Annotated in this window: 15 protein-coding genes; 7 read left to right on the top strand and 8 right to left on the bottom strand. The window is 67.5% G+C overall.

Annotated elements, in window-relative coordinates; genetic code table 11:
* Window positions 1–38 precede the first annotated feature (38 nt).
* Window positions 39–563, top strand: a complete 525-nt coding sequence (locus N415_RS18900; protein WP_068185277.1) for a gamma carbonic anhydrase family protein — start codon at window positions 39–41, stop codon at window positions 561–563.
* Here N415_RS18900 and N415_RS18895 read toward each other — a convergent pair.
* Genes N415_RS18895 through N415_RS18880 form a run of 4 tightly spaced genes read right to left on the bottom strand, consistent with a single transcriptional unit; the run spans window position 560 to window position 4,229 of the window.
* Window positions 560–967 carry a nuclear transport factor 2 family protein gene (locus tag N415_RS18895; RefSeq protein WP_068185273.1) on the bottom strand — a complete coding sequence of 136 codons (408 nt, stop codon included), beginning with the start codon at window positions 965–967 and terminating at the stop codon, window positions 560–562. The genes N415_RS18900 and N415_RS18895 overlap by 4 nt on opposite strands.
* The gene (locus tag N415_RS18890; RefSeq protein ID WP_068185271.1) at window positions 964–2,157 is read right to left on the bottom strand and encodes a thiolase domain-containing protein; all 1,194 of its coding nucleotides are present in this window, start codon (window positions 2,155–2,157) and stop codon (window positions 964–966) included. The genes N415_RS18895 and N415_RS18890 overlap by 4 nt, the downstream gene beginning before the upstream one ends.
* Window positions 2,157–3,218 (bottom strand): thiolase domain-containing protein, encoded by a 1,062-nt coding sequence (locus N415_RS18885; RefSeq protein WP_068185268.1) that lies wholly within the window; start codon window positions 3,216–3,218, stop codon window positions 2,157–2,159. Before N415_RS18885 ends, N415_RS18890 begins: the two co-directional genes overlap by 1 nt.
* A 15-nt stretch (window positions 3,219–3,233) precedes the next feature.
* A complete protein-coding gene (locus N415_RS18880; RefSeq protein ID WP_193376481.1) occupies window positions 3,234–4,229 on the bottom strand; it encodes an OB-fold nucleic acid binding domain-containing protein in 996 nt (331 codons plus the stop codon).
* 61 nt (window positions 4,230–4,290) lie between these two features.
* Between N415_RS18880 and N415_RS18875 the strand changes: the two genes are divergently transcribed.
* From N415_RS18875 to N415_RS18865, 3 genes are read left to right on the top strand one after another with little or no spacing between them, the layout of a single operon-like run.
* Window positions 4,291–5,343 carry an LLM class F420-dependent oxidoreductase gene (locus N415_RS18875; RefSeq protein ID WP_068185260.1) on the top strand — a complete coding sequence of 351 codons (1,053 nt, stop codon included), beginning with the start codon at window positions 4,291–4,293 and terminating at the stop codon, window positions 5,341–5,343.
* Window positions 5,344–5,386: 43 nt separating this feature from the next.
* Complete coding sequence (locus N415_RS18870; RefSeq protein WP_068185257.1) at window positions 5,387–6,103, top strand: acetoacetate decarboxylase family protein; 717 nt, start codon at window positions 5,387–5,389, stop codon at window positions 6,101–6,103.
* Window positions 6,100–7,302 carry a cytochrome P450 gene (locus tag N415_RS18865; protein WP_068185254.1) on the top strand — a complete coding sequence of 401 codons (1,203 nt, stop codon included), beginning with the start codon at window positions 6,100–6,102 and terminating at the stop codon, window positions 7,300–7,302. Before N415_RS18870 ends, N415_RS18865 begins: the two co-directional genes overlap by 4 nt.
* A 200-nt stretch (window positions 7,303–7,502) precedes the next feature.
* Here the strand turns inward: N415_RS18865 and N415_RS18860 are convergent, their stop codons facing one another.
* Complete coding sequence (locus N415_RS18860) at window positions 7,503–8,315, bottom strand: crotonase/enoyl-CoA hydratase family protein (RefSeq protein WP_068185251.1); 813 nt, start codon at window positions 8,313–8,315, stop codon at window positions 7,503–7,505.
* Between the two features lie 64 nt (window positions 8,316–8,379).
* On the opposite strand from N415_RS18860, the gene N415_RS18855 reads away from it, so the two are divergent.
* From N415_RS18855 to N415_RS18845, 3 genes are read left to right on the top strand one after another with little or no spacing between them, the layout of a single operon-like run.
* Entirely contained in the window at window positions 8,380–10,029 is a 1,650-nt protein-coding gene (locus tag N415_RS18855) for an acyl-CoA synthetase (RefSeq protein WP_068185249.1), read from the top strand.
* A gap of 52 nt (window positions 10,030–10,081) precedes the next feature.
* Window positions 10,082–10,906, top strand: coding sequence for an amidohydrolase family protein (locus N415_RS18850; RefSeq protein WP_068185246.1), 825 nt, complete (start codon window positions 10,082–10,084; stop codon window positions 10,904–10,906).
* Entirely contained in the window at window positions 10,903–12,453 is a 1,551-nt protein-coding gene (locus N415_RS18845) for an acetolactate synthase large subunit (RefSeq protein WP_068185243.1), read from the top strand. Before N415_RS18850 ends, N415_RS18845 begins: the two co-directional genes overlap by 4 nt.
* Before the next feature lie 22 nt (window positions 12,454–12,475).
* Here the strand turns inward: N415_RS18845 and N415_RS18840 are convergent, their stop codons facing one another.
* Genes N415_RS18840 through N415_RS18830 form a run of 3 tightly spaced genes read right to left on the bottom strand, consistent with a single transcriptional unit; the run spans window position 12,476 to window position 15,817 of the window.
* Entirely contained in the window at window positions 12,476–13,189 is a 714-nt protein-coding gene (locus tag N415_RS18840) for a hypothetical protein (RefSeq protein ID WP_068185241.1), read from the bottom strand.
* Entirely contained in the window at window positions 13,171–14,679 is a 1,509-nt protein-coding gene (fadD17, locus tag N415_RS18835; protein WP_152531472.1) for a long-chain-fatty-acid--CoA ligase FadD17, read from the bottom strand. Before fadD17 ends, N415_RS18840 begins: the two co-directional genes overlap by 19 nt.
* 40 nt (window positions 14,680–14,719) lie before the next feature.
* Window positions 14,720–15,817, bottom strand: a complete 1,098-nt coding sequence (locus tag N415_RS18830; protein WP_068185239.1) for an acyl-CoA dehydrogenase family protein — start codon at window positions 15,815–15,817, stop codon at window positions 14,720–14,722.
* Between the last annotated feature and the right edge of the window lie 22 nt (window positions 15,818–15,839).

The following is a 15,839-nucleotide window of genomic DNA, read 5'->3' as shown; positions in this document are numbered from 1 at the left end:
CTGGCCACGTGATATTCACGCTGCGGTATATGTAAACGATGCCGCTGTATTCTTTCGAGGGCCGCTCGCCACGCGTCGATCCGACCGCGTTCGTGGCCCCGACCGCGACCCTGATCGGTGACGTCACCGTCGAGGCGGGGGCGTCGGTCTGGTTCAACGCTGTGCTGCGCGGCGACTACGGGCCGATCGTGGTGCGGGAAGGCGCCAACGTTCAGGACGGGTCGGTGTTGCACGCGCCGCCCGGCATCCCGGTGGACATCGGACCGGGCGCGACGGTGGCGCACATGTGCGTCATCCACGGCGTGCACGTCGGCAAGGAGGCGCTGATCGCCAACCACGCCACCGTTCTGGACGGCGCGGTGATCGGCGCGCGGAGCCTGATCGCCGCCGGGTCACTGGTGCTGGCGGGCACCCAGATTCCGGCCGGGATGCTGGCGGTCGGCGCGCCGGCGCAGGTGAAGGGCCCGGTTGCCGGGACGGGCGCGGAGATGTGGGTCAACATCAACCCGCAGGCCTATCGCGATCTGGCACAGCGCCACCTCGCCGGGCTAGAGCCGATCTAGACCTTTTTGGTGTTCGCGATGGCGCGGTCCATCTCCCAGTACGCGCGCAGGGCGACCATCTGGCCCTCGTCGTTGGCCTTGTAGGTGAAGACGCCCTCCGCGGTGGTCTGGTAGTCGCCCGTGGTGATGAGGATGTGCCCGACGTTGGCTTCCTCGTTGCCGCATTGGTAGGTGTCGCGGAAGAAGAACTCGATCTTGGTGGTGGGCGCGATGGTGTTGTCCCAGAACGCCTCGATCGCGTCGCGGCCGCGGTGTCCTTTGCCTTCGGGGTCGAGCGGCGACGGCCCGATGGGGTCCTCGACGATCGCGTCGTCGGCGAACACCGACAGCCACGCCTCCTTGTCCCTGGCGATGACCGCCTCGCGGGAGCGTCGCCCGGCCTCGTGAGCCGGGTGCTCGGTCATGCCGGGACCTTTTCGGGCTTGTCTGCGCCGACGACCCACATGGAGTAGTACTGCGAACCGCCACCGTAGGCGTGGCCCAACGCCTTTCGTGCGTTGGGAACCTGGTGATCGCCGCCCTTGCCCATCACCTGGATCGCGGCCTCCGCGAAGCGAATCAGGCCCGACGCCCCGATGGGGTTCGACGACAGCACGCCGCCCGACGGGTTCACCGGAAGCCGGCCGCCGATCTTGGTCTCGCCCGCCTCGGTGAGCTTCCAGCCCTCGCCCTCGGGGGCAAACCCGAGGTTTTCCAACCACATCGGCTCGAACCAGGAGAAGGGCACGTAGATCTCGGCCGCGTCGATCTCGTCGATCGGGCTGGTGATGCCGGCCGCCTTCCACAGCGCCGCGGCCGCGTCACGCCCTGCCTGCGGGCTGACCTGGTCGCGTCCGGAGAACTGCAGCGGCTCGGTGCGCAGCGCGGTTGCGTGAATCCAGGCCACCGGCTGCCCTTGCGCCACACGGGCTTCGGCGGCCTCCTCGTTGCCGATGACGACTGCCGCCGCGCCGTCGGACGACGGGCACGTCTCGTCGTAGCGGATCGGGTCCCACAGCATGGGGGACTCCATCACCTTCTCGACGGTGATGTCGGGCTGGTGCAGATGGGCCAGCGGGTTGCGCGCCCCGTTGAGCCGGTCCTTCACCGCGACGATTGCACCGATGTTCAATGGTGCCCCCGAACGGCGGATATAGGACCGCACGTGCGGGGCGAAGTATCCGCCCGCGCCGGCACCGACCGGCTTGATGAACGGGATCGGAATCGACAACGCCCACATGGCATTTGATTCCGACTGCTTTTCCCAGGCCATCGCCAGGACGCGGCGGTACTTTCCGGATTGCACCAGGCTGGCGGCGACGACGGCGGTGGACCCGCCGACAGAACCCGCGGTGTGCACCCGGATCATCGGCTTGCCGGTGGCCCCCATGGCGTCGGCCATGAACAGTTCGGGCATCATGACGCCCTCGAAGAAGTCCGGAGCCTTGCCGACCACGACGGCGTCGATGTCGTCGAAGGTCGAACCGGAGTCTTCCAGTGCGCGGTCGATCGCCTCGCGCACCAGGCCGTTCATCGAGACGTCTTTGCGCTTGGCAACATACTTCGTCTGCCCGGTACCGAGTACCGCGGCAAGGTGCGCCCCTGCACCGGCCATCAGTTCTTTCCTTCCATGACCGCGACCAGGTTCTGTTGCAGGGCGGGCCCGCTGGTGGCGTGCGCCAGCACCCGTCCGGCCGAACCGTTCCAGATGTGTTGTGCGGCAAAGCCGATCCGTTCCAGGCCGGCGACGAACATGGGGTTGGCGGCCAGCGCCCCGCCGGACGGGTTGACCTTCGTCGTGCCGGCAAGCCCAATGGCTTCGGCCAGAATCAGGTGCTGGTGGGTGAATGGCGCATGAATCTCGGCGATGTCAACCGAGGTGTTGCCGCCGGTGGCCGCCTTGGCCGAAACCGCCGTTGACGGCGACTGCGTCAGGTCGCGGGCACCCAGGACGGGGGTTTCGATGCGATGCTCGATTCCCGTTATCCAGGCGGGGTTTTCGCGAAGTTCGCGCGCCCGTCCGTCGGCGGCGAGCACGATGGCCGCGGCGCCGTCGGTGATGGGCGCGATGTCGTGCCGGCGCAGCGGGTCGTTGAAGAACGGCCGGGCAAGCAGTTCGTCGATGCTCTTGGCCGGCTTTACCGAGTCATTGCGGTCGGCGTACGCAAACGAGTCGAGGGCGACTTGGGCCATCTGTTCGGGCGTCCATTTGCCGGAGTCGAGCCCGATGCGGGCCTGCAGGCCGGCCATCGACACCGAGTCCGGCCACAACGGTGCCACCGTGTAAGGGTCGGTCTGCCGCGACAGGATCTGCCGCAGGATCCCCGCCGACGACTTGCCGAAGCCGTACACCAGGGCGGTGTCGACCTCACCGGTCAGGATCTTGATGTAGGCCTCGTACAGCGCCCACGCAGCGTCCATCTCGACGTGCGACTCGTTGATCGGGGGAACGGCGCCAATCGAGTCGATCGCCGAGATGAACGAAAACGCCCGCCCGGCAAGGTAATCGGACGATCCCGAGCACCAGAATCCGATGTCGGACTTGGTGATGCCCAGCTCTTCGTAGAGCTCGGCGAAGCACGGCATCAACATCTCGACGCCGTTGGTGGTGCCGTCGGTGCGACGGACGTGCGGCGCGTGCGCGAAGCCGACGACCGCAACGTTGCGAGCGCTCATGTGCAGCTGAGTCCTTTACAGGTGGTGCTTGTAGGTGTCGTACTCGGCGTCGGGTTCACCGGTCGGCCGGAAGTACTCGATGTTGTCGATGCCGAATCCCCACTCGTCGCGGGGTTTCCAGACCGCCTCGACGCGCATGCCCATTCGCACCTCGTGCGCGTCGATGTCGGCGACGAGATGCAGGAACGGGATGTCGGCGCCGTCGAGCAGCACGTAGGCGGCCACGTAAGGCGGCTTGATGCGTTGGCCCTGGAACGGAATGTTGATGATCGCGAACGTCGTCACCGTGCCCTTGTCGGGCAGCTCGACGAAGTCGGTGGTCGGCAGGCCAGTGGCCGGGTCCGCGCCGTGTGGCGGGAAATACACCTTTCCGTTCTCGCCAGTTTTTGCGCCCAGCAGCTTGCCCTCCGCGATGGCGCGCAGGTAAGCGCTCTCCTCGTGCGACGCGCTGTGCTGAATGGTCAGCGAGACCGGCGTGACGATCATAGTGACGGGGTCCTGGTCGCTGGCGGGACCTTCCGGCTCGGCCTCCTCACCCAGCGCGAAGTAGGCGATATCGGTGATCGCGCCCACCGTCTCGTCGGCCCAGTGCGCGTGCACCCGGGCGCCGGTGTGGATGCCCGAAGGACCAGCAGCTCCCACATCAATGGCGTGCATCAGCAGGGTGTCTGCGCCGTCCAGCTTGATCAGCGCCCACGCGAAGGGCCGGTCCAGCGGCTGGCCCTCGATCGGCTCGGGCTGCCACGTCCAGGACGCGACGGTGCCGACGCTCGACACCGGTACCATCTCGCCCAGCGGCTCGTAGGTAACCGGGTCATATTCCGCCGGCGGCACATGCACCCGGCCATCCGATCCGCGCACCCCGAGGATGCGGCGGTCACGCAACGCGGTGAAGAACTTGCTCAGCGTGGCGCCCACCGAACGGGTGTAGTCGAATGACAACGTCAGTGGCGCGGAGAGCGGTGGCTCAGGGTGATCCATCAAGGTCGGGCTGCTCGAACTGGCTGTCACGCCATCGAGTAGAACAGGTTCTAAGAATCGTTTCAACATCGGGTCAGGAGAGGCACTCATCATGAAGCTGGGGTTGCAGCTGGGGTATTGGGGCGCCCAACCGCCGGAGAACCACGCGGAGCTCGTCGCGGCGGCCGAGGAGGCCGGATTCGACGCCGTCTTCACCGCCGAGGCGTGGGGATCGGACGCCTACACGCCGCTGGCCTGGTACGGCTCGTCGACGTCGCGGGTGCGGCTGGGCACGTCGGTGGTGCAGCTGTCGGCGCGGACGCCCACGGCGTGCGCGATGGCGGCCCTGACGCTCGACCACCTGTCCGGGGGCCGGCACATCCTGGGGCTGGGCGTGTCCGGCCCACAGGTGGTGGAGGGCTGGTACGGCCAGTCCTTCCCGAAGCCGCTGGCCCGCACCCGTGAATACATCGACATCCTGCGGCAGGTATGGGCCCGGGAAAAGCCGGTGACCAGCGCCGGGCCGCACTACCCGCTTCCACTGAAGGACGGGGCCGGGTTTCCTGCGACAACCGGGCTGGGCAAGCCGCTCAAGCCCATCACCCATCCGCTGCGGGCCGACATCCCGATCATGCTGGGCGCCGAGGGCCCCAAGAACGTGGCGTTGGCCGCCGAGATCTGCGACGGTTGGCTGCCGATCTTCTACACCCCGCGGCTCGCCGACATGTACAACGAATGGCTCGACGAGGGCTTCGCCCGTCCCGGTGCCCGTCGTACCCGGAAGGACTTCGAGATCTGTGCGACGGCCACCATCGTCATCACCGACGACCGCGGCGGCGCCTTCGCGGCCATGAAGCCCTATTTGGCGCTGTACATGGGCGGCATGGGCGCCGAGGACACCAACTTCCACGCCGACGTCTACCGCCGGATGGGCTACTCCGAGGTCGTCGATGACGTCACCAAGCTCTTCCGCAGTGGACAAAAGGACGGCAAAGAACGAGCCGCCGAGGTCATCCCCGACGAGCTGGTCGACGACGCCGCGATCGTCGGCGACATCGACTACGTCCGTAAGCAGGTGAAGGTGTGGGAGGCCGCGGGCGTGACGATGATGGTGGTCAACGGCCGCAATGCCGAGCAGATCAGCGAGCTTGCTACGTTGGTCTAGCCCGGTATTGCCGTCCGAATAGAACGCGTTCTAGATTGGCCCGATGACAGCCTCGCAACACACGATCGCCGGCACCGTACTCACGATGCCGGTGCGGATCCGCCGGGCAAATCAGCACATGGCGATGTTCTCGGTGGACGCCGACGCCGCGCAACGCCTGATCGACTACAGCGGCCTGCAGGTCTGCCGTTACCTGCCGGGCCGCACGGTTGTCGTGCTGATGCTGATGCACTACATCGACGGTGACCTCGGCCAGTACTACGAATTCGGCACCAGCGTGATGGTCAACCCGCCGGGCTCTGCGGCCAGCGGACCGCGCGCGCTGCAGTCGGCCGGCGCCTTCATCCACCACCTGCCTGTCGACCAGCCGTTCACGCTGGAGGCGGGGACCAAGATCTGGGGGTACCCGAAAGTCATGGCGGACTTCACCGTTCGCGAGGGCCGTGATTTCGCATTCGACTGCGCGATAGACGGGCAACTGGTGGTCGACATGGAATTCCGTCGGGGCCTGCCGTTTTCGCTGACCCCGCGCCAGCAGGCGCAGCGCACCTACTCGCACCGCGACGGCGTCACCCGCGAGACCTCCTTCGAACACACGCTGGACGGCGTGCGCACCCGATTCGGCGGGGTGCGCGTCCGGCTGGGCGATCACCCCTACGCGAAAGAGCTGGCGTCGCTGGGCCTTCCGAAGCGTGCCATGCTGTCCAGTTCGGTCGACAACGTACAGATGACCTTCGGCGATGCTCAGGAGATCTCATGACCGTGACGTCAGTGACCAGACCCGATGTGGACCTGACCGACGGAACCTTCTACGCCGGTGACTCGCACGCCGTCTACCGCTGGATGCGGGAGAACGAGCCGGTCTTCCGGGACCGCAACGGGCTGGCCGCCGCGTCGACGTATCAGGCCGTCATCGATGCCGAGCGCAACCCCGAGTTGTTTTCGAACGCCGGCGGCATCCGGCCCGACCAAGACGGCGTCGAGATGATGATCGAGATGGACGATCCGCAACATCTGTTGCGCCGCAAGCTCGTCAACTCCGGATTCACCCGCAAGCGCGTGAAAGACCAGGAGTCCAAGATTGTTTCGCTGTGCGACACGCTGATCGACGCGGTGTGCGAACGCGGCGAGTGCGACTTCGTCTGGGACCTCGCCGCGCCGCTGCCGATGGCGGTCATCGGTGACATGCTGGGCGTGCTGCCGGAGGAACGCGCGATGTTCCTCAAGTGGTCCGACGAGTTGGTCGGCGCGTTGAGCAGCACCGCGGCCGAAGCCGATATCCAGGTCACCATGGACGCCTTCGCCGCCTACAGCGAATACATGATGGGAATGATCGCGGCCCGAAAGGCCGAGTCGACGGACGATCTCGTCAGCGTCCTGGTGCACGCGGAGGTCGAGGGGTCACGCCTGGAGGACCACCAGATCGTCACCGAGGTTCTGCTGCTGCTGATCGGCGGCGACGAGACCACCCGCCACACGCTGTCCGGCGGCACCCGGCAGCTGCTGTTGCATCCCGATCAGCACCGGCGGTTGGTCGACGATCTGAGCCTGCTGCCCAACGCGATCGAAGAGATGTTGCGCTGGACTGCGCCGGTGAAGAACATGGCCCGCACCATCACCGCCGACACCGAATTCCACGGCACGGCGCTGCGCCAGGGCGAAAAGATGATCCTGTTGTTCGAGTCGGCCAACTTCGATGAGAAGGTCTTCGAGGATCCGGAGAGCTTCAACATCGAGCGCTACCCGAACAACCATCTGGCGTTCGGCTTCGGGACGCACTTCTGCCTCGGCAATCAGCTCGCGCGGCTCGAGTTGTCGATCATGCAGACGCGGCTGCTGCAGCGTCTGCCGGACTTGCGGCTGGCGTCGGACGCGGCGCTGCCGTTGCGCCCGGCGAACTTCGTCTCCGGCCTGGAGCAGATGCCGGTGGCGTTCACGCCGAGCGCGCCGCTGGGCTGAGCATCGGTTTGCGCCTGGCGCGGGCCTTCGTCACATCAGCACCATTGGCCTCTGGCGGAAAGCACCATGCGTTGTGCCCGCCTCCGAGCGACAAGTCGTCGATACGGCGGGTGTGATCGCGCAACCTACGGGCGTCTGTCGCTGTGAGGCGGGCACGAAGGCACTCGCCCGGCCGAGGTGCTGGTGTGGCGAATGGTGCGTCAGCGGTTCTGGAAGTTGGGCTTGCGCTTCTCGGCGAACGCCCGCGGACCTTCCTTGGCGTCGTCGGACAGGAACACCTTGATGCCGATCTGGGTGTCGATCTTGAACGCGTCGTTCTCGTGCAATCCCTCGGTCTCCCGGATCGCCCGCAGGATCGCCTGCACGGCGAGCGGGCCGTTGTTCTCGATGATCTCGGCGATCTCCAGCGCCTTGGTCAGCGCCTGACCGTCCGGGACGACGTGCCCGATCAGGCCCATCTCCTTCGCCTCGGCGGCGGTGATGTGCCGTCCGGTCAGCAGCAGGTCGCAGGCGACCGTGTAGGGGATCTGCCGCACCAGCCGCACGGCGGACCCGCCCATCGGATACAGGCTCCACTTGGCTTCCGAGATGCCGAATTTGGCGCTCTCACCGGCCACCCGGATGTCGGTGCCCTGCAGGATCTCGGTTCCTCCGGCGATCGCGGGTCCCTCGACGGCCGCGATGAGCGGTTTTGTCAGCCGGCGCCCCTTCAGCAACGCGTCGATCCGTGACGGGTCGTAGCTGCCGTCCTTGAACGAGTCGCCCGGTGGTTTCTTGGTTGCCGTCTTGAGGTCCATGCCGGCGCAGAAGTAGCCACCGGCCCCCGTCAGGATGCAGCACCGAATGTCGTCGTCGTTGTCGACTCGGTCCCAGGCCTGCACCATGATTTCCATCATTTCGGTGCTCAGCGCGTTGCGGGCGTGCGGCCGGTTCAAGGTGACGATCAGGGTGTGACCGCGCTGTTCGACGAGTGCGTCAGGTCCCGTTTGTTCGTTTGCTGAAGACTCGGCCACGGCGGGTGCCTTTCCGTCGACGTTGGGGGTGAGCTTGTCAAGAAATGTAACACGTTCTAATTTGGTGGCCGTGGCCCTGAATATTGCCGACCTTGCCGAGCACGCCATCGACGCTGTGCCTGACCGTGTTGCCCTCATCTGCGGCGACGAGAAGCTGACCTACGCCCAGCTGGAGGAGAAGGCCAACCGCTTCGCCCACTACCTGATCGACCAGGGTGTCAAGAAGGACGACAAGGTCGGGCTGTACTGCCGCAACCGCATCGAGATCGTCATCGCGATGCTCGGCATCGTCAAGGCCGGCGCCATCATCGTCAACGTCAACTACCGCTACGTCGAGGGCGAGCTGCGCTACCTGTTCGACAACTCCGACATGGTCGCGCTGGTGCACGAGCGCCAGTACTCCGACCGGGTCGCCAACGTGCTGCCGGACACCCCGAACGTCAAGACGATCCTGGTCGTCGAGGACGGCTCGGATATTTCGGACAACGACTACCAGCGCTATGGCGGCGTCGAGTTCTACGCGGCGATCGCGCAGGGCTCGCCGGAGCGCGACTTCGCTCCGCGCAGCGCCGACGACATCTACCTGCTGTATACGGGTGGCACGACGGGCTTTCCCAAGGGCGTGATGTGGCGCCACGAGGACGTCTACCGGGTGCTGCTCGGTGGAACCGACTTCGCCACGGGCGAATTCGTCAAGGACGAATACGATCTGGCCAAGGCCGCCGCCGCCAACCCGCCGATGATCAACTATCCGGTTCCGCCGATGATCCACGGCGCCACCCAGTCGGCCACCTGGAGGTCGCTCTTCTCGGGCCAAACCACCGTGCTGGCACCGGAATTCAACGCCGACGAGGTCTGGCGCACGATCCACGATCATAAGGTGAACATGCTGTTCTTCACCGGCGACGCGATGGCCCGGCCGTTGCTCGATGCGCTTGACCGGCAAAACGACTACGACCTTTCGTCGCTGTTCATGCTGGGCAGCACCGCGGCGTTGTTCTCGCCGAGCATCAAGGAGCGCCTGCTCGAGCTGCTGCCCAACCGGGTCATCACCGACTCGATCGGCTCCTCGGAGACCGGCTTTGGTGGCACCAGCATCGTCGCCAAAGACGCCCCGCACAGCGGTGGGCCCCGCGTCACGATCGACCACCGCACCGTCGTGCTCGACGAGGACGGCAACGAGGTGAAGCCCGGCTCGGGCGTGCGCGGTTTCATCGCCAAGAAGGGCAACATCCCGGTCGGCTACTACAAGGACGAGAAGAAGACGGCCGAAACGTTCCGGACCATCAACGGTGTTCGCTACGCGATCCCGGGCGACTGGGCCTTGGTCGAGGAGGACGGCACGGTCACGATGCTGGGCCGCGGCTCGGTGTCGATCAACAGCGGCGGCGAGAAGATCTACCCCGAGGAGGTCGAGGCGGCGCTCAAGGGCCACCCCGACGTCTTCGACGCCCTGGTGGTCGGCGTGCCCGATCCCCGCTACGGGCAGCACGTGGCCGCCGTCGTGCAGCCGCGGGTCGGTGCGCGGCCCTCGCTGGCGGAGCTGGACAGCTTCGTGCGCTCCGAGATCGCGGGATACAAAGTGCCGCGCAGCCTTTGGCTGGTCGACGAGGTCAAGCGGTCGCCCGCGGGCAAGCCCGACTACCGGTGGGCCAAGGAGCAGACCGAGGCGCGCCCCGCCGACGAAGTGCATGCGAGCCACGTAACAACCTGATCGGCTCCTAGCCGCGTGACCCACGGTGTGGTGGGTCTAGAGTCGAATCGCGATGACGATCGACGTGTGGATGCAACATCCGACGCAACGGTTTCTGCGCAGCGACATGCTGGCCTCGCTGCGGCGTTGGACCGGGGGATCGATCCCCGACACCGACATCCCGATCGAAGCAACCCTCGCGGCGATGGACGCCGCCGGCGTCGACTTCGGCCTGCTGAGTGCGTGGCTCGGCCCGGCCGGCCAGGACTTGGTCTCCAACGACGAGGTCGCGGGATGGGTGCGGTCGCACCCGACCCGTTTTGCCGGTCTGGCCACGGTCGACCTCGATCGCCCGATGGTCGCGGTCCGCGAGCTGCGGCGCCGCCTGAAGGAGGGATTCGTCGGCTTGCGGGTGGTGCCCTGGCTGTGGGACGCACCGCCCACCGACCGCCGCTACTACCCGCTGTTCGCCGAATGCGTGGAGTCCGGGGTGCCGTTCTGCACCCAGGTCGGCCACACCGGCCCGCTGCGGCCGTCGGAGACCGGCCGGCCGATTCCCTACATCGACCAAGTGGCCCTCGATTTTCCCGAACTGGTCATCGTTTGCGGCCACGTCGGCTACCCGTGGACCGAGGAGATGGTGGCCGTCGCCCGCAAGCACGAGAACGTCTACATCGACACCTCGGCCTACACCATCAAGCGGCTGCCGGAAGAGCTCGTCAGGTTCATGAAAACCGGCACCGGGCAACGCAAGGTCTTGTTCGGCACCAACTACCCGATGATCATCCACACCCACGCTCTCGCGGGACTGGACGAACTTGGGCTCAGCGACGACGCCCGCCGGGACTTCTTGCGCGGCAACGCCCAACGCGTTTTCAAACTGGAGGAAAACAGGTGAACGGCGCACAAGCCCTGATCAATACCCTGGTCGACGGCGGCGTCGACGTGTGCTTTGCCAATCCCGGCACGTCGGAGATGCACTTCGTGGCCGCACTTGACGCGGTGCCCCAAATGCGCGGCGTGCTGGCCCTTTTCGAGGGAGTGGCCACCGGCGCGGCCGACGGATACGCGCGCATGGCCGGTCGGCCGGCCGCGGTGCTGTTGCACCTGGGCCCCGGGCTGGGTAACGGCCTCGCCAACCTGCACAACGCGCGCCGCGCCCGGGTGCCGATGGTGGTGGTCGTCGGCGACCACGCCACCTATCACAAAAAGTACGACGCCCCACTGGAATCCGACATCGACGCCCTGGCCGGCACCGTCTCGGGATGGCTGCGCCGCACCGAGCAGACCGCCGACGTCGCGTCCGACGCCGCGGAGGCGATCGCCGCCAGCCGGTCGGGATCGCAGATTTCGACGCTGATCCTCCCCGCCGACGTGTCCTGGTCGGACGGCGGTCAGCCGGCGCGAACACCGCCCGCCGAGCCGCCGCGACCCGATCCCGCCCTGGCGTCCGAGGTGCTCGAGGTTTTGCGTTCGGGGGAGCCCGCGGTGCTCATGATCGGCGGCGACGCCACCCGAGGGCCCGGGCTGGCGGCCGCGGCCCGCATCGCCGAGGCGACCGGGACCAGGCTGTTGTGCGAGACGTTCCCGACCCGGCTGGAGCGCGGCGCGGGAGTCCCCGCCGTCGAGCGGCTGGCCTACTTCGCCGAGGCGGCCACCGCCCAGCTCAACGGCGCCAAGCACCTGGTGCTGGCGGGCGCCAAGTCGCCGGTGTCGTTCTTCGCCTACCCGGGCATGCCCAGCGACCTGGTGCCGGCCGGCTGCCAGGTGCACGTGCTCGCTGAATACAACTGCGCCGCAAAGGCTTTGGCCGCATTGGCCGACGAGCTGGCGCCCGGGACGGTCGCGCCGATGGCGGCCGCATCGCGTCCGCAGCTGCCCACCGGTGCGCTGACGTCCGCGTCGGCGGCCGAGGTGATCGGGGCGCTCCTGCCGGAAGGGGCGATCGTCGTCGACGAGTCGAACACGTCGGGCATCATGCTGGAGCGGGCCACGGCCGGTGCGCCGGCCCATGATTGGCTGACGCTGACCGGCGGCGCGATCGGCTACGGCATTCCCGCCGCGGTGGGGGCAGCGGTGGCCGCGCCCGATCGTCCGGTGCTGTGCCTGGAATCCGACGGGTCGTCGATGTACACGATCTCGGGGTTGTGGACCCAGGCGCGCGAAAACCTCAACGTGACCACCGTGCTCTACGACAACAGCGCCTACGACATCCTGCGGATCGAGCTGGGGCGCGTCGGGGCCGGGTCGTCGCCCGGCCCGAAGGCGCTCGATCTGCTGGACTTGTCACGTCCCACAATGGATTTCGTCAAGATCGCCGAGGGCATGGGAGTTCCAGCGCGGCGCGTCACCACGGCTGAGGAGTTCGCCGATGCCCTCCGCGTGGCCCTGGCCGAACCGGGGCCGCATCTGATTGACGCCGTGGTGCCCTCACTGACGGGCTAGGATCGGGCGGCTGTGCGCCGCCTCACCGCTCGCTCAGCGCCGGGAGGTGTGCGACGAGCCAGTCCGTCATCGCGTCGACAACCTCGACACCGGCCTCGAACGCGTGCGCCTGGGCGGCCACTCCCACACCCACGTGCCCGGAATCCGTTGGCACGATGCCGAATTGCCGGACCAGGTAGTCGCCGCGCACGCCCGGGCCCCAACCCCCCTTGGCCGCAAACCCTTTGGCGGCCAACCCCCATCGTTGGGCGGGCGTGAGGCGCCGCATGAGGTCGACGACCGTGGCCGCGTCGGCGAGGCCCGGAAGCTGGGCGGCGAATCGCGCCTGCCGGCGCAGCGCCCATTGCGTCTGCCCAAAAGCGGTGTAGCCGCGGCGAAGTCGTTGTGATTCGACCACGGTGTCCGGATCGCCGCATTCGTTGACGACGGCCCGCACCCGCCCGGCGGCCTCCGCGGGCTCGCCCAGCTGGGACCACAACTGCTCGGAGGCATGGTTGTCGGATTCGGTGATGGCCTTGACGACCAGATCTTCGGCACGCCCCGGGTCGGCGCGCAGGGCCGCAATCGTCAACGGCACCTTGATCGTTGACCATGCGACGCCGGACGACCATCGGCCCCACGAGTACACCTCGGCAACACCCGGGGGAGCGATCGCGATGCCGATGGTCGCCGGGACGGTGGCGGCCAGCTTCTCGAAGCTCGCTTCGATCGCGGGCGCTAGCGGCGAATCGGCCATACCGGATCACCGCAGTCGACACCCTGCGCCGACAACTGGCGCTTGAGCACCTTGAAGGTCACCGTTCGCGGCAGCTCCGCGCTCACCCGCACGTACGACGGCCACTGCTTGGGGCCCAGGTCGGGTTGTTCGGCGAGGAAGGCCCGGAACTTTTCGGGATCGAACTCGACGCCGGCCGCCATGACCAACGCGGCCATCACCTGGTCGCCGACGACCGGGTCGGGCACCGCGTACACCGCGACCTCGGTGGCGTCGGGGTAGCGCAGCAGCACGCGCTCGATCGGGGCCGCGCCTAGGTTCTCCCCGTCCACCCGCATCCAATCACCCAGCCGTCCAGCGAAATACACGTAGCCGGCCTCGTCGCGGTAGCCCAGATCACCGCTGTGGTAGATGCCGCCGGCCATCCGCTCTGCCTCGGCGGCCTCGTCGTTGTAGTAACCCTCGAAGCGGCCCGGCCCGGCGGTGTTCACGATCTCGCCGACCACCCCGACGGGGCACGGCTCGCCGGTGTCGGGGTCGACGATCTCGACGCCGTCCGGCAGTGGGCCCAGCGCGCCCGGCGGGGTGTCGGGCGTGCGGGCGATCGCCACCCCGCCCTCGGTCGAGCCGAAGCCGTCCTGCACGACGCAGCCGAACCTGCGGCCGAAGCGTTCGATGTCGCCGGGCACGCCCTCGTTGCCGTAGACCGCCCGCAGCGGGTTGTCCGCGTCGTCGGGCCGCTCCGGCGTGGCGAGCACGTACGACAACGGCTTGCCGACGTAGTTGGCGTAGGTGGCGCCGTAGCGGCGGACGTCCGGCAAGAATCCAGACGCGGAGAATTTGCGCCGCAACGCCATTGACCCCTGGCACGCGGCGGCCACCGCCCAGCCGACCAGTACTGCATTGGAATGAAACAGCGGCATCGACACGTAGCAGACGTCGTCGCGCCCTAGGCCGAAGCGCTGCGTCATCGTCACACCGGCGATCGCGACCTTGCCGTGGCTACACTTCACCGCCTTGGGTTCCCCGCTGGTGCCCGAGGTGAAGATCAGCATGAACAGGTCCGCGGCCGAGGCGGACTGAAAACGGGGCTCCGCGTCGCGATGCGCGTCCACCTCGGCGGCCCACGCCGCGGACTCGACGTTGACATGCTCGATGTCGCCCAGCGGCTCGGCCGACTTCGAATCGGCCAGCACCACTTGACAGTCGGCGTGGGCGATGTCGCGGGCCAGCGCCTCACCGCGCCGCACCGGATTGAGCCCCACCGGCACGATGCCGGACATCCCGGCTGCCACCAGCATCGCCGAGAAGAACGGGGTGTTCTCCAGCAGCACGCCGACGTGCGGCGGCTTGGCCGGGTCGAGGCGCTCACGCAGCGTCGCCGCGATCGCGGCACCGTGCCGGAGGTGATCACGCCAGCTGACGAACGTGTCCTCGAAATAGACGCCGCGGTCGTCGATTTCGGCCAGCGGAACCAGGAGCTTGGTGACGGTCGGGTCGGCTGGGATCACGAAGCCCACGGTGACCCCGCCTGTTCCACGGACGTCGCCCTCAGGCCGGCGTTTCCGCCAGTTCGCGGCCGATGCGGCGCAACTGTCCGGTGGCACCGTGCAACGCGAACTCGATCTCCTTGGCGGCCAGGAAGTAACGGTGCACCGGGTGATCGGTGTCGACGCCGACGCCACCGTGGATGTGCACGATGGTGTGCGCCACCCGGTGCCCGGCGTCGGCGGCCCAGAACGCCGCGCTGGCGACGTCGATGTCGGCGGCCATGTCCTCCGAGACCCGCCAGGCCGCCTGGGTGAGCGTCAGCCGCAGGCCCTTGACGTCGATGTACCCGTCGGCCAGTCGCTGTCCCACCGCCTGGAAGCTGCCGATCGGGCGGTCGAATTGCTCGCGGGTGCGCGCGTATTCGGCCGTCATTTGCAATCCCCGCTCGAGCACCCCGAGCTGGAAGGCGCTGCGCCCCAAATTAATCAGCGTGTCGAGCCAGGCGACCACAACCCCGTCGCCGACGATTCGTCCGGCGTCCACCTGCGTCCCGTCCAGGGCCAGGTGCCCGACGCTGCCCCGCCCCGTGGTTTGCAGCGCCGTCACCGTGACGCCCGGGTCGTCGGCTGCGACGAGGAAAACGGCTGTCCCGGAATCGGTTTCGGCCGGAACCAGGAATGCGTCGGAGACGGGCGCAAAGCCGATCTGGGTGCGCGTCCCGGTCAGCCGGTAGCCCGCACCGTCGCTGACCGCTTGCACCGCGCCCTCACCCATCTCGCCGTCGAGCGCGACGGTGAGGATCTTTTCCCCTCGCACCGCCTGGGCGCCCCAGGCCTGCTGCAGCTCCTCGGAGCCGAACCGGGCCAGCGCCCCGGCGCCCAGCATTACCGATTCCAGGTAGGGCACCGCGGCCAGTTGGTGGCCCAGCGCCACCAGAATGGCGACCTGCTCGAGCACGCCGAAGCCGTCGCCACCCAATGCCGCCGGCGCCGCGCTGGTCAGGATGTCGGCCTCGACCAGCTTGTCCCACAGCGAGCGGTCGAATCGTTGCTCCAGCCCGTCCAGCTCGCGGTGGTGCTGCGGCGTGCACACCGCATCCACGATGGTGTCGACCAACCCGCCGAGGTCCTGTGCCGCTTCTGTCGTCGTGAAGTCCATGAATGTTCGTCCTTATATATAT

It is taken from the genome of Mycobacterium sp. UM_CSW (genome assembly GCF_000455205.1).
In the GTDB taxonomy this organism is placed as follows: domain Bacteria; phylum Actinomycetota; class Actinomycetes; order Mycobacteriales; family Mycobacteriaceae; genus Mycobacterium.
Note: the sequence above shows the minus strand (reverse complement) of the source record. Positions and strands in the feature narration are given on the sequence as shown.